Below are 12,856 nucleotides of genomic sequence, written 5' to 3'. Positions count from 1 at the left end.
CTCAGATCATCGCCTCGCCGCCGGCACCGCCGAGGACGATCTCGCCGGACTCGGCCATGCGCCGGGCGATGGTGAGAATCTCCTTCTGCGCCGCCTCCACTTCGCTGACGCGTACCGGGCCCTTGGCCTCCAGGTCGTCGCGCAGCAGCTCGGCGGCACGCTTGGACATGTTCTTGAACACCTTTTCCTTGATCGCCTCGTCGGCGCCCTTGAGTGCCAGCACCAGCACATCGGAGGACACCTCGCGCATCAGCGCCTGGATGCCGCGGTCGTCGACGTCGGCCAGGTTGTCGAAGACGAACATCAGGTCCTCGATCTGGCTGGACAGGTCCTCGTCGACCTCGCGGATGGAGTCCATCAGCTGGCCTTCCACCGCGCTGTCGAGGAAGTTCATGATGTCCGCCGCGCGCTTGACCCCGCCCAGGTTGGCGCGGGTGGTGTTGGCGCTGCCGGAGAACTGCTTCTCGAGGATCTGGTTGAGCTCCTTGAGCGCGGCCGGCTGCACGGTATTGAGCGAGGACACGCGCAGGATGATGTCCAGGCGCACCTTGTGGTCGAAGTGGCTGAGCACCTCGCCGGCCTGGTCCGGGTCCAGATAGGCCACCACGATCGCCTGGATCTGCGGGTGCTCGTAGCGGATCACGTCGGCCACCGCGCGCGGCTCCATCCACTTCAGGCTGTCCAGGCCGCTGGTGCTGCCGCCGAGCAGGATGCGGTCGATCAGGTTGCCGGCCTTGTCCTCGCCCAGGGCCTGGGTGAGCATCTTGCGGATGTAGCTGTCGGCGCCGACGCCCAGGCTGGTCTGGTCGCCGACAATGTCGACGAACTCGCCCATCACCTTCTCCACCTGCTCGCGCTGCACGTTGCGCATGGCGGCCATGGCCACGCCGACCTTCTGCACTTCCTTCGGCCCGAGGTGACGCAGCACCTGCGCGGCGTCGGTCTCGCCGAGCGACAGCAGGAGGATGGCGGCCTTGTCGACCTTGGTCATCTTGGCGGCGGGACGATTGTCACTCATCGGCATTGATCCACTCTTTGACTACCTGGGCCACACGGCCCGGATCTTCCGCCACCAGACCCTTGATGGCGTTCAATTGAGCATCATACCCCTCCGAGGGGCTGGGCAGCAGGATGCTCTGCGGGCCACCCAGGCTGACGCGGTCGGCGGCGAGCTCGCCCTCCAGGCCGGCCATGTCGCCCAGCTCCACGTCGCGCGCACCGCCCGCGCCGGCGCCACCCTTGCCGCCCGCAGTGATGTTGTTGAGCACCGGGCGCAGCACACCGAACACCAGTACCAGGATGAACAGCACGCCGAGCACCTGCTTGACGATGTCCCAGAACCAGGGTTGCGAGTAGAAGGGAATGTCTATGCTCTCCTCGCCGACCTCGGCCGAGAACGGCGCGTTGATCACGCTGACGCTGTCGCCACGGCTGGCGTCGAAGCCTACCGAGTCCTGCACCAGGCGGGTGAAGCGGGCCAGGTCCTCGGCGCCCCAGGGCGAGCGGGTGACCTCGCCGGACTCGGCGTCGATGCTGATCTTGTCGTCCAGCACCACGGCCACCGAGAGGCGCTTGAGGCGGCCCTGCTGCTGCTTGGTGTAGCTGATCGAGCGGTCCAGCTCGAAGTTGCGGGTGGACTGCTCGCGCTTGTCCGCCGGATAGGGCGCCAGCATCGGCTGACCGGTGACCGGGTCCATGACCTGCTGGCCATTGGCGTCCAGCAGCGGCTGGCCGGGCTGTATCGGGCCGGGCGGCGCGGCCTGGGCATTGGCCTGCTCCGGCGCGCTGGCGGCACCCGGTGGCTGGTTGCTCAGGGCGCCCGGCACACCCTGCGGCGGCAGGCCGCTGGAGCGTTGCTCGTTGACCTGCTGCTCGCTGCGCAGGGCCGGTTGGTCCGGGTTGAACATCTCGGCGGTGGACTCCACCGCGCTGAAGTCGACATCGGCGGACACCTCGGCCTTGTAGCGGCCATTGCCCAGCACCGGCTGCAGGATATTGTGCACCCGCTGGGTGAACAGGCTTTCCATGCGCCGGGTGTAGTCGAACTGCTTGCCCGCCATGGTCAGCTCGGACAGCTCCTGCTGGTCGGACAGCAGGTTGCCCTTCTGGTCGACCACGGTGACCTGCGACTTGGTCAGCTCCGGCACGCTGGTGGCCACCAGATTGACGATGGCCATCACCTGGCTCGGCTCCAGGGCGCGCCCCGGGTACAGCTCGACCAGCACCGAGGCGCTGGGCTTGCGCTCGTCGCGCACGAATACCGAACTCTTTGGGATGGCCAGGTGCACGCGCGCGCCCTTGACGTTGTTCAGGCTGGAAATGGTGCGCGCCAGCTCGCCCTCCAGGCCGCGGCGGTAGCGCGTGGCCTCCATGAACTGGCTGGTGCCCAGGCCCTGCTCGCGATCGAGAATCTCGAAACCGACGTTGCCATCGCCCGGTGCCACACCGGCGGCCGCCAGCTTCATGCGCGCCCGCCCGAGGTCGTCGGACTTGACCAGCAGGGCCCCTGAGTTCGGTTCGACCGTGTAGGCGATATCGGCGGCGTTGAGCACCTCCATCACCTGGCTGCTGTCCATGCCGGCCAGGTTGCCCAGCAGCGGCCGATAGTCCGGCTGCTGCGACCACAGCACCACGGCGAAGCCGATGGCCACGCTGGCGGCCAGGCCGACCAGCAGGCCGATCTGGCGCAGCATGGACATCTCGGAGAGATTCTCCAGGAAGGCCAGGCCGAACAGCGGCTTCTTCGGCCCCTCGGCAGCGGCGGTGGCGGGTACGTTTGCAGCGACTGCGTCAGCCATGTTTCAACTCCGCCCTTAAACCGGCATCTGCATGATGTCTTGATAGGCCTGAACCAGCTTGTTGCGCACCTGGGTCATGGCCTGGAAGGACACGCTGGCCTTCTGCGAGGCGATCATCACGTCGGTGATGTCGACGCCCTTCTGCCCCATCTCGAAGGCGGTCGCCAGCTGGGTAGCGGCCTGCTGGGTCTCGTTCACCTTGCCGACCGCCTGGCCGAGCATATCGGCGAAGCTCGGCGCGCCCGGCTCGGGAGCGGCGACCTGCTCCGGCTTGATCTTGGCCATGGCCTCCATCTGCATGGCACGCATTTCCAACATCAGGCGATTGAATTCGACACCCTGGCTCATGAGCTTTCCTCCAGCTGCCGCGGTTTTTTGACGCTGCGCGGCTTTTGCAGGGTATGTGCAACAAGAGTGCCAAGGGTAGCCGCAAGCTATAAGCCACAAGCTACAAGAGAAAGCCCGCTCCAAACGGTTTCATCTGGATCGGGCTTTTGCTGTCACTTGTCGCTTGTGGCTTACGGCTTGCAGCTGTCGGCGCTAGCTGGCGTAGAGATAGGCCTCGACGTCCATGCCGGAGTCGCGCATCTGGGCCAGCTTGTAGCGCAGGGTGCGGGGGCTGATGCCGAGGCGCTCGGCCGCCTCCTTGCGCCGACCGCGCTCGGCGCGCAGGGTGTCGATGATCAGCTGGAACTCGCGCCGACGCAGGTCCTCGCCCAGGGCGCCGGCGCCATCCGTAGCCGACACCTCGAGCTCCGGCGGATTGCCCGCCGGCGCAACAGCGGGTGCCGGCGCCACGCTCATGGAGGCCATGCCGATGGGCGCGGTCAGGCACAGGTCGTGGGGCTGGATCAGCCCGCCCTGCTGCAGGATCAGCGCGCGCTGGATGGCATTGTCCAGCTCGCGCACATTGCCCGGCCAGGCATGCGCCAGCAGCGCCGCGCGGGCCTGCGGCGAGAGCTGCACGGCGGCATGGTTCATTTTTTTGACGTGCTTGGCCAGCAACCGCTCGGCCAGCGGCAGTATGTCGGCGGGGCGCTCGCGCAGCGCACGCCAGGCCAGCGGGAACACCGACAGGCGATAGTAGAGATCCTCGCGGAAACGCCCGGCCGCCACTTCGCCGGCCAGATCGCGGTTGGTGGTGGCCAGCACGCGAATGTCCAGGCTGGTCGGCTTGCGCGCGCCGACCCGCTCCACCTCGCGCTCCTGCAGCACGCGCAGCAGCTTGGCCTGCAGCCCCAGGGGCATCTCGGAAATCTCGTCGAGCAGGATGGTGCCGCCGTCGGCCAGCTCGAACTTGCCGGGCTGGGCGGCGACGGCGCCGGTGAAGGCGCCCTTCTCGTGGCCGAACAGAGTGGCCTCGAGCATGTTGTCCGGAATCGCCGCGCAGTTGATGGCGATAAAGGGGCCGCTCGCACGCCCGGATTGCTGGTGGATATAGCGTGCCAGTACCTCCTTGCCGCTACCGGATTCGCCGGAGATCAGCACGGTGGAATCGCTCCTGGCCACTCGCGCGGCCAGCTCCAGCAGCTGCTGGCTGGCCGGCTCGCAGGCCACCGGCCCCTCGCCCTCGCCGCCGCTGGCGCGACCGAGCGCATGGCGCCCCACCAGCTCCAGCAGGGTGCGCGGCTCGAAGGGCTTGACCAGGTAATCGGCGGCCCCCTGGCGCATGGCCTCCACCGCGCGCTCGACGGCGCCGTAGGCGGTCATCAGCAGCACCGGCAGTTGCGGGTAGCGCGAGCGGATCAGCGCCAGCAGCTGATGACCGTCCATGCCGGGCATGTTGACGTCGCTGATCACCAGGCCGAAGGCCTCCTCGCCCAGCGCGACCACCGCTTCTTCGGCGCAGTCCACGGCGCGGAACTCATGACCACCGAGCGACAGGGTGTCGGCAAGCGCCTCACGCAGCGCGCGGTCGTCTTCGACCAGCAGAACCTTGGCAGTCATGGCTTACTCCTGAATATCCGGCTGAGCCGCCTGGATCAGCGGCAGTACGAGGGTGGCGCAGGTGCCACGGCCGGCGCGCGAGCGCAGGCGCAGCTCGCCGCGGTGGGCGCGCACCACCGCCTGGACCACGGCGAGGCCGAGGCCGGTGCCGGTGGTCTTGGTGGTGAAGAAGGGTTCGCCGAGGCGCGCCAGGGTGGCCTTGTCCATGCCCGGGCCGTTGTCGCTGACGCACAGGCGCAGACTGTTGCCACGGGCATAGAGGTGGATCTTCAGGCGCGCCTCGCGGCCGCCGGCCTGGATGGCGTTCTCGACCAGGTTGAGCACGGTGCCGACCAGGGTGTCGCGGTTGCACAGCAGCTCACCCAGGCGGGCGTCGCACTGCCAGCGCACCTGCATGCCCTGTACATGGGGCTCGGCGGCGGCGCGCAGGGCGGCGAACAGGGCATTCGGGGCGATACGGTCGGGCAGCGGCAACTCGCCACGGGCGAACACCAGCATGTCGCGCACCTGGTGCTCCAGTTCGTGCAGGCGCTCCTTGATCCGCCCGGCGAAACGCTGCTGCTGCTCGAAGGGCAGCTCCTGCTCGGAGAGGTGACTGGCATAGAGCAGCGCGGCGGACAGCGGGGTGCGGATCTGGTGGGCCAGCGAGGCGACCATGCGGCCGAGCGCGGACAGACGCTCGTGGCGAGCCAGCTGATCCTGCAGGCGACGGGTTTCCGTCAGGTCGGTGAGCAGCACCAACTGGCCGGGCTCACCCTGCAACGAGCGGGTGGCGATGGACAGGCGGCGCCCATCCCTCAGGGAAATCTCGTGGCCGTCGTCCTTGCGCGGCGCGAAGTTGCGCGCGATCACCTCGCGCCAGAGCATGCCCACCAGCGGCTTGCCGAGCAGCGCGCGGGCCACCGGGTTGGCCTCGCGCACCACGCCCTGGCCATCGATGACGATGACGCCACCGGGCAGCAGGTCGAGCAGACTCTGCAGGCGCTGCGCCAGACGCTCCTTCTCGGCCAGCTCCTGCATGCGCTGGGCGCTGACCAGGGCCAGCTGGCCCTTGAGCTCGCTCACCCGCGCCTCGAGCATGCTGTAGGAGCTGCTCAGCTGGGTGGACATCTGGTTGAACAAGGCGAAGGCCTGTTCCAGGCTGGCGCGACTGGCCTGCTCCATCGGCGCGTCGGGAACGGCTTCGGTCGGCGATGGCAGGGGGACGGCTTGGCTCATGTTCTTCTCTCTGCTGGCGAACCGTCGGTAAACGGTCGGTCGAGAGAGTCGAAGCAATCCCCATGCCTAAAAAATTAATCGATATATCTCAATCACTTAAAAACGAAATCCGGGGCATGCGTCAAAGCCCCGGCTTCGTCAGGGAATGGATCGAGGCGAGTCAGTCCTCCTCGCCCGCCTCCTCGTCGCGACGGCTCATGCCGTACTTGCGCATCTTCTCCACCAGGGTGGTGCGGCGGATGCGCAGGCGTTCGGCGGCCCGCGCCACCACACCACCGGCGTCATCCAGCGCCTGCTGGATCAGGCCCTGCTCGAGATTGCCCAGGTAGTCCTTCAGGTCCAGGCCCTCCGGCGGCAACATGGCGGTATTGGTCATGCCCGGCAGGCCGGCGCCGATCACCGCGCGCTCGTCCAGCTCCTCGCGGATGCTGATGGCCAGCTGCTCGTCCTCGTCGTCGACGTGGCGGAACTTCTTCGGCAGCTCGCCGACGCCGATCACACCGTAGGGATGCATGATCGCCATGCGCTCGACCAGGTTGGCCAGCTCGCGCACGTTGCCCGGCCAGTCGTGCCGGCACAACGACATGATGGCCGCGGAGTTGAAGCGGATGGAGCCGCGCTTCTCGAACTCCATGCGCGAGATCAGCTCATTCATCAGCAGCGGAATATCCTCCACCCGCTCGCGCAGGGGCGCCATCTCGATGGGGAAGACGTTGAGGCGATAGTAGAGGTCCTCGCGGAAGGTGCCCTCCTCGATCATCTTCTCCAGATCCTTGTGGGTCGCGGCGATGATGCGCACATCCACGCTCTGGGTCTTGTTGCTGCCGACCCGCTCGAAGGTGCGCTCCTGCAGCACGCGCAGCAGTTTGACCTGCATCGGCAGCGGCATGTCGCCGATCTCGTCGAGGAACAGGGTACCGCCGTTGGCCAGCTCGAAGCGCCCGGCACGGCTGGTGATGGCGCCGGTGAAGGCGCCCTTCTCGTGGCCGAACAGCTCGCTCTCCAGCAGCTCGGCCGGAATGGCGCCGCAGTTGACCGGCACGAAGGGCGCCTCGCGGCGCTTGGAGTGGTAGTGCAGGTTGCGCGCCACCACTTCCTTGCCGGTACCGGACTCACCGAGGATCAGCACGCTGGCCTCGGTGTCGGCCACCTGCTGCATCATCTGCCGGACCTGCTGAATGGCGCGGCTGGTGCCGACCAAGCTGCGGAACAGGTTCGGCTCGCGCTGGCGGCCGCGCTCGCGCGCCTGATCGTACATCTCGCGATAGACCTGGGCCCGATGCAGGGAATCGAGCAGCTTGTTGTAGCTGGGCGGCATCTCCAGGCTGGCCAGCACGCGGCGGCGCAGGTCTTCCGGCCAGTCCGCCGGCGCCGGCTCGCCGAGCAACAGCAGCGGCAGGTTCTCGTCCCAGCTGGCGAGCTGCTTGAGCAGCTCCAGCGCGCCCCCTTTGGCCTGTACGTCACCGAGCAGCACATTGAGCACTTCGCGGCTGGATTCGAGCTTGTCCACCGTCTGGCGCCAGTCGTGGCTGCCACAGGCCAGGTGGTCTTCACCCAGGAAACCGAGAATCACCGCCAGGTCGCGGCGGCGTTCGGCATCGTCGTCAATCAGGAGAATCTTGGTTTCTCGCCACATCTTGTTCTGGTCTGGCTCGCGGGCTGGAAAAAAGGTCTGCAAGCGCTATCGCAAGCGACAACGGCAATTGGCCACTAGTAAAGTCAAAAAACAGGCGATAGTCAATTTTATGACGTGAATTTTTCTGCGATTTCCGGGTGCATCGCCAAGTCTCTGCAGCTACCCGGAAAGGATCAGGCGGGAGACGCTCAGGTGAACAGCTGGTAGACCTTGGCGCCCTGCTGCGATTGGTTGAGCTGAACCAACTCGCCGGCCAGACGCCGCTGCTCGGCCTGGCAGGTAGTGACCAGCTCATGATAGAGGTCGAGCAGCTCCTGCATGCGCTGGCGCAGCAGGTCTTCGTCGCGCACCGCCTCGACCATGGCCTCCTCGACCGCCTGCCGGCACTGGGCATCCAGTTCGCCGATGGCAGCCCAGTCACGTCGCTGCAGGGCATCGCGCAGGGCGCTGCCGGTGGCTTCGAGGAGCTGGACGGATGAACTCATGGCATACCCCTTCACTGGCCGATGGCGTCCCAGGCGGACTTGACGTTGCGCAGCAGGTCGGCGACCTCGTCGAGCAACGCCGGCTCGTTACTGATATTGGCCTCGACCAGGCGAGACACCATGTAATCATAGAGTCGATCGAGATTGGCGGCGATCTCGCCGCCCTGTTCCAGATCCAGGCCTTCGCGCAGGCCGCCGATGATACCAATGGCCTTGCCGATCAGCTCGCCTTTCTGGGCGCTCTGCCCATGCAGCATGGCACCCTTGGCCTGGGCCAGGCGGGAGAGGCCGCCCTCCATCAGCATCTGGATCAACCGATGCGGACTGGCATCGGTGACCTGAGCCTGGGTATTGACGGTTTGATACTGCCTGAGGGCCGCCATCGCGTTCATGATCGCTCCGCTGAACATTGCCTGGATACAGTCCCTGTATCGGCCAATCGCGGTGCGGCTTTAGCGAAGAATCATTGTGTCGTGGCGGCCGGCTCGACCTCCGGACCTATCGCATCCCAGGCGCTCTTGATCTGGCCGAGCAGCTGCTGCACCTCGTCCAGGCTGCGCGGCGTTTCGTCCAGGGCGACGCCGGCCAGACGCCGGGTCATATAGTCGTAGAGTGCATCCAGGTTCTCGGCGATCTCGCCGCCGAGCTGCTTGTCCAGGCTGGACTGCAGCACACCGAGAATGGTGATGGTGCTGCCCACGGCCAGGCCGCGGACCTCGGCATTGCCTTCGAGCTGGGCCTGACGGGCCAGCATCACACGCTCCAAGGCACCGTCGAGCAGCATCTGCACGGCCCGGTACGGGCTGACCTCCTGACTGGTCCTGACCTGCTTGTAGGTGTCGATGGGTTTCTTGCTCATCGATTACTTATCCTTTCTCACGAAGCCGGGAAGACTGGCCAGCTGATTGGTCAGGCTCTCGCTGGTCTTCTGCAGACGGCCGACCAGGGCATCCATGGCGTTGTACTGGTCATACAGGCGCGCCTCGACCTTGGCGATGCGCAGATTGAGCGCCTCGCGCTGCTTGTCGATGCTGCTGATGGTGCCTTGCAGGCCCTTCTGTCGCTGATCCAGCACCCCACCCGTCTCCTGGTAGGGCTTCACCACCTTGGCCAAGCGGCCCATCAGGCCATTGTCGCCGGCGAGGTAGGTCGCGACCTTGTCGTAGTTGCTGCCTGCCAGCGCCGCATCCAGCTTGCTGCCGTCGAGGCTGAGCTTGCCATCCTTGCCGGTGGTGATGCCGAGCTCCGCCAGCGCCCGCACACCGGCCTCCTCGCCGAGCTGAGTCAGCTCCTTGCGCAGGCCGGTGAGCAGGTTGCGAATGGAAGAGTCGCCGAGCATCGGGCCGGTGACCGGCGGCTTGCCTTCGCCGACCTGGACCACCGCGGTCAGCTCGTGGGTGGTCTGGATCAGCTTGTTGTAGGAGTCGACGAACTTTTGCAGGTTGCTGCGGACCAGATTGCGGTCCTGCCCCACCGTCAGGGTCACGCTCTTGCCGGCGGCGATATCGTCGGCCGACTGGGCGCTGACCAGCTTCAGAGTCACGCCATCGATGACATCGGAGATGCTGTTGCTCGACTTGGTCACCGCCAGGCCGTCGACGGTGATCTTCGCCGACTTGGCGGTGTCGATGGTCTTGGCGTTGGCCTGGGCCACCGAGTTCAGGGCCGACAGGCTGTTGTCGCCGAGCCCCGTGTCGGGGCTCGCGGAAGTCACGCTCACCGCCTCGCCACTGGTGGAATTCACCACCAGTCGCGCCGCGCCGCCCTCCACGCTTTCGATGCTGGCGGAAAAGCCCTGGGCCGCGCCCTGGGTGTTGATGGCGTCGCGAATATCGGCCAGGGAATCCTCGGCGTTCACCGTCACGTCCAGGCTGGCAGCGCCGCTGCCGAGGGTCAGGGTGCCCGCCTTGAAGGTGGCCGCCGCGCCGCCGGCAATGCTGCCCAGTTGCACGGAAGACTGCGCCGAGAGGAAGCTCAGCGCTTTCAACGAGTTCTGCCCGAGGGTGGTACCGTCCTCGCTGACCGCGACCCGCAGGTCATTGCCCTCGCCGGTCTTGGTCGAGCTGAGGATCAGGCGCGAACCCGAGGCGTCGGAAACGATACTGGCGCTGACGCCGCTGCTCTCGCCCTGGCTGTTGATGGCATCGCGGATACCGGCCAGGCTGTTGTTCTCGGCGGTGACGTCCACCTCGAAGCTGGTGCTGCCCGCGCTGATGGTCAGCTTGCCGGAATTGAAGGTGGCCGCTGTGCCACCGCCAACCGACTGCAAGGTCACCTTGCTGCTGGAGGCCAGTTGCTGGACCTGTAGGCTGAAGCTGCCCGGCGGCACGCTGCCCGTGGCCGTGGCGGTGAGCACGCCGCTGTTGGAGGAACTCAGCGACTGCTTCTGAAAGGCCGAGAGCTTGCTCAGGTTCTGCAGGGTGCCATTGAGCTCACCCAGCGCCGAGCGCAGACCGCCCAGCGCCGAAATACGCGATGTGGCGGTCTTCTCCAGGCGACTGAGTTGTGCCTCTTTGGGCGCCTTCTCGGCATTGACCAGAGCGGTAACGATGCTCTTGATGTCGATCCCGGAGCCAATCCCAGAAATACCTGCCATGTTTCCACCTCGCCAAAAATATGACTCTCAACGCCTCATGGGGGTTAGGAGTCAAAAGGCATGCCAACGCACTGGATCATGCCTCCGCCTTGAACAGCAGGCTACGCACCTCCTCCAGGCTCTCTGCCAGCTGCAGCGCCTCTTCGGAAGGAATCTGCCGAATCACATCGCCGGAAGAAGCATCTGTCACCTTGACCACGATGCGTCCGGAGCCGTTCTCCACCGAGAAGTTGACATTGCGCCTCACCGACTGCACGAACTCCTGAATGGTGGACACCGCAGACTCGACCTGCTCGCGAGTGACTTCCTGCGCCTCGCCAGCAACTGCCTTCGCCGCCTGCTCGTCGCCAGCTGCAGCGGCATCGACCTGCTGCTGGCGCGGCGCTCCCGCCTGAGCGGCACGCCCGGCGACCTGCTGTAGCGGATTCAGCGAATTCTTGATTGAGCCAAGGTCCATAAATCTCTCCTCACAAAGAGGTAGCGGGGAGAAGAGCCAAGCCCTTCTCCCCGCAGTCTAGCGCTTCCGACCTTAGCCGAGCAGGCTGAGCACAGCCTGCGGCAGCTGGTTGGCCTGAGCCAGGATGGCGGTACCGGCCTGCTGCAGGATCTGATTCTTGGTCAGCTCCGAGGTTTCGGCAGCAAAGTCGGTGTCGCGGATCCGGCTACGGGCAGCGGAGGCGTTCTCGGCGATGTTCTGCAGGTTCGAGATGGTGTTCTCGAAGCGGTTCTGCACGGCACCGAGCTGGGCTCGCTGGCTGTCGATGTTGGCAATCGCCCCCGCGATCACCCCGATTGCATCCTGCGCCCCCTTGGCCGTACTGATATCGACACTCGCCACATCCACCAGGGTACTGAAGGCACTACCTGTTACCGGGTTCAAATCCGCATTGACGCCAGTGATCTGGAAGGGATCTGCCGACTCCATGCGCACCACACCATCGGCACGCGCCGCGCCAGCACCCGCACCAGAGAACGATACCGAAGCACCGATATTATCGAAGACACCGTTTCCATCCAGGTCGGCGAACTGACGCGAGACCAGAGTGCCACTGGTGGCTCCGTCACCATTGGTAAAGTTGGTCAGGATGATGGACTCACCACGCTCACTGAGCAGCTCGACCTCGCCACTGGTATTGGAAAGTGTCGCGGTGACGCCGGTAGTGCCACTCTCCTTGTTGATCGCGTCAACCAGGGCACCGAGCTCGTTGGAGTTGGTGATATTGGCAGAGATCGAGACGCCGGCACTGGCCGAAGAGTCGTTCGAGCCGTACAGCGTGAAGGCAACAGTACCCGAGGTAATACCGCCCAGGGTGGCTTCGGTACGAGCAGTCGCGGTAACGCCGGTGGTATCCGATACCGCGTTGATCGCATTGGACACATCACGGGCACTGACGGCAGCACCAGAAGTGGTGTTGTAGGTGAATGCGGCGGTACCCAACTTGCCGACGATAGTGCCGCTGGTGCCACCATAGCCCGGAACACCGCCACTGGCGGTCAGCGCGGCGAAGTCGGCACCCGACACGGTCGCGGAGCCGCTGGTATCGTAACGGCTAACACCGATACGACTGGCATCTGCGGAGCCGATGGAAACACTGATGGTCTCGTAGGCATTGGCGCCAACCTGGAAACTCTGCGAACCGAAGGTGCCATCGAGAATCTTGCGCCCACCGAAACTGGTGGTTTCGGCGATACGATCAAGCTCCTGCTGCAGCTGGGCGACTTCACCCTGCAGAGCTGCACGCTCGGTAGCGCCGTTGGAGCCATTGGCAGACTGCAGCGCCAGATCGCGCATACGCTGCAGAATACCGGTGGACTGCTGCAGGGCACCTTCAGCGGTCTGCGCCAGAGAGATACCGTCGTTGGAGTTGCGTACCGCGACGTTCAGACCATTGATTTGGCTGGTCAGGCGGTTGGAGATTTGCAGACCAGCCGCGTCATCCTTCGCACTGTTGATGCGGAAACCGGTGGACAGGCGCTGGAGAGAGGTATCCAGACCCTTGGACGAGGTGTTCAGGTTACGCTGAGTGTTGAGAGACGCAACGTTAGTGTTGACTGTCAGGGCCATGGTGTTACCTCCGAATGACCTTTTGAACCGTTTGTCTGAGCTTGCGAGCTCGGGCCTGCATGCTCAGACGCCCAGAGAGTTCGCATTCGGTCTTTATATCGGCGTATTGGG

At 65.4% G+C, this 12,856-nt stretch carries 12 protein-coding genes; all 12 read right to left on the bottom strand.

The genetic code is table 11. The features are described from left to right. Window position 1 precedes the first annotated feature (1 nt). The 12 genes from fliG to AAFN46_RS14840 all read right to left on the bottom strand — a co-directional run bounded on the left by fliG (window position 2) and on the right by AAFN46_RS14840 (window position 12,745). A complete protein-coding gene (fliG, locus tag AAFN46_RS14895) occupies window positions 2-1,018 on the bottom strand; it encodes a flagellar motor switch protein FliG (RefSeq protein WP_347809473.1) in 1,017 nt (338 codons plus the stop codon). Beyond that, window positions 1,011-2,798 (bottom strand): flagellar basal-body MS-ring/collar protein FliF, encoded by a 1,788-nt coding sequence (gene fliF / locus AAFN46_RS14890; protein WP_347809472.1) that lies wholly within the window; start codon window positions 2,796-2,798, stop codon window positions 1,011-1,013. Before fliF ends, fliG begins: the two co-directional genes overlap by 8 nt. Window positions 2,799-2,813: 15 nt before the next feature. Further along, window positions 2,814-3,146, bottom strand: a complete 333-nt coding sequence (gene fliE, locus AAFN46_RS14885; RefSeq protein ID WP_347809471.1) for a flagellar hook-basal body complex protein FliE — start codon at window positions 3,144-3,146, stop codon at window positions 2,814-2,816. A gap of 192 nt (window positions 3,147-3,338) precedes the next feature. Then, the gene (gene fleR, locus AAFN46_RS14880) at window positions 3,339-4,745 is read right to left on the bottom strand and encodes a sigma-54-dependent response regulator transcription factor FleR (RefSeq protein WP_347809470.1); all 1,407 of its coding nucleotides are present in this window, start codon (window positions 4,743-4,745) and stop codon (window positions 3,339-3,341) included. A gap of 3 nt (window positions 4,746-4,748) precedes the next feature. Next, window positions 4,749-5,909: an ATP-binding protein gene (locus tag AAFN46_RS14875; protein ID WP_347809539.1), complete on the bottom strand. Its 1,161-nt coding sequence runs from the start codon at window positions 5,907-5,909 to the stop codon at window positions 4,749-4,751. A 214-nt stretch (window positions 5,910-6,123) separates the two neighbouring features. Further along, window positions 6,124-7,599: a sigma-54 dependent transcriptional regulator gene (locus AAFN46_RS14870; RefSeq protein ID WP_347809469.1), complete on the bottom strand. Its 1,476-nt coding sequence runs from the start codon at window positions 7,597-7,599 to the stop codon at window positions 6,124-6,126. A gap of 188 nt (window positions 7,600-7,787) precedes the next feature. Further along, on the bottom strand, window positions 7,788-8,084 hold the full coding sequence (locus AAFN46_RS14865; RefSeq protein ID WP_347809468.1) for a flagellar protein FliT: 297 nt from the start codon (window positions 8,082-8,084) through the stop codon (window positions 7,788-7,790). A gap of 11 nt (window positions 8,085-8,095) precedes the next feature. Continuing rightward, a complete protein-coding gene (gene fliS / locus AAFN46_RS14860; protein WP_347809467.1) occupies window positions 8,096-8,476 on the bottom strand; it encodes a flagellar export chaperone FliS in 381 nt (126 codons plus the stop codon). Window positions 8,477-8,547: 71 nt separating this feature from the next. Next, window positions 8,548-8,943, bottom strand: coding sequence for a flagellar export chaperone FliS (gene fliS, locus AAFN46_RS14855; RefSeq protein WP_347809466.1), 396 nt, complete (start codon window positions 8,941-8,943; stop codon window positions 8,548-8,550). Window positions 8,944-8,946: 3 nt separating this feature from the next. Further along, a complete protein-coding gene (gene fliD / locus AAFN46_RS14850; protein WP_347809465.1) occupies window positions 8,947-10,680 on the bottom strand; it encodes a flagellar filament capping protein FliD in 1,734 nt (577 codons plus the stop codon). Window positions 10,681-10,756: 76 nt separating this feature from the next. Next, window positions 10,757-11,137: a flagellar protein FlaG gene (locus tag AAFN46_RS14845; RefSeq protein WP_347809464.1), complete on the bottom strand. Its 381-nt coding sequence runs from the start codon at window positions 11,135-11,137 to the stop codon at window positions 10,757-10,759. 72 nt (window positions 11,138-11,209) lie between these two features. Beyond that, window positions 11,210-12,745: a flagellin gene (locus tag AAFN46_RS14840; RefSeq protein WP_347809463.1), complete on the bottom strand. Its 1,536-nt coding sequence runs from the start codon at window positions 12,743-12,745 to the stop codon at window positions 11,210-11,212. Window positions 12,746-12,856: the final 111 nt, after the last annotated feature.

The sequence above is a fragment of the Pseudomonas sp. CAU 1711 genome (assembly GCF_039888625.1).
Taxonomy (GTDB): domain Bacteria; phylum Pseudomonadota; class Gammaproteobacteria; order Pseudomonadales; family Pseudomonadaceae; genus Aquipseudomonas.
This window is presented reverse-complemented; position numbering and strand designations above follow the sequence as displayed.

Coding starts and splice junctions, on each gene's coding strand:
- fliG (WP_347809473.1), bottom strand. CDS start 1,018: ATGAGTGACAATCGTCCCGCCGCCAAGATGACCAAGGTCGACAAGGCC.
- fliF (WP_347809472.1), bottom strand. CDS start 2,798: ATGGCTGACGCAGTCGCTGCAAACGTACCCGCCACCGCCGCTGCCGAG.
- fliE (WP_347809471.1), bottom strand. CDS start 3,146: ATGAGCCAGGGTGTCGAATTCAATCGCCTGATGTTGGAAATGCGTGCC.
- fleR (WP_347809470.1), bottom strand. CDS start 4,745: ATGACTGCCAAGGTTCTGCTGGTCGAAGACGACCGCGCGCTGCGTGAG.
- AAFN46_RS14875 (WP_347809539.1), bottom strand. CDS start 5,909: ATGGAGCAGGCCAGTCGCGCCAGCCTGGAACAGGCCTTCGCCTTGTTC.
- AAFN46_RS14870 (WP_347809469.1), bottom strand. CDS start 7,599: ATGTGGCGAGAAACCAAGATTCTCCTGATTGACGACGATGCCGAACGC.
- AAFN46_RS14865 (WP_347809468.1), bottom strand. CDS start 8,084: ATGAGTTCATCCGTCCAGCTCCTCGAAGCCACCGGCAGCGCCCTGCGC.
- fliS (WP_347809467.1), bottom strand. CDS start 8,476: ATGAACGCGATGGCGGCCCTCAGGCAGTATCAAACCGTCAATACCCAG.
- fliS (WP_347809466.1), bottom strand. CDS start 8,943: ATGAGCAAGAAACCCATCGACACCTACAAGCAGGTCAGGACCAGTCAG.
- fliD (WP_347809465.1), bottom strand. CDS start 10,680: ATGGCAGGTATTTCTGGGATTGGCTCCGGGATCGACATCAAGAGCATC.
- AAFN46_RS14845 (WP_347809464.1), bottom strand. CDS start 11,137: ATGGACCTTGGCTCAATCAAGAATTCGCTGAATCCGCTACAGCAGGTC.
- AAFN46_RS14840 (WP_347809463.1), bottom strand. CDS start 12,745: ATGGCCCTGACAGTCAACACTAACGTTGCGTCTCTCAACACTCAGCGT.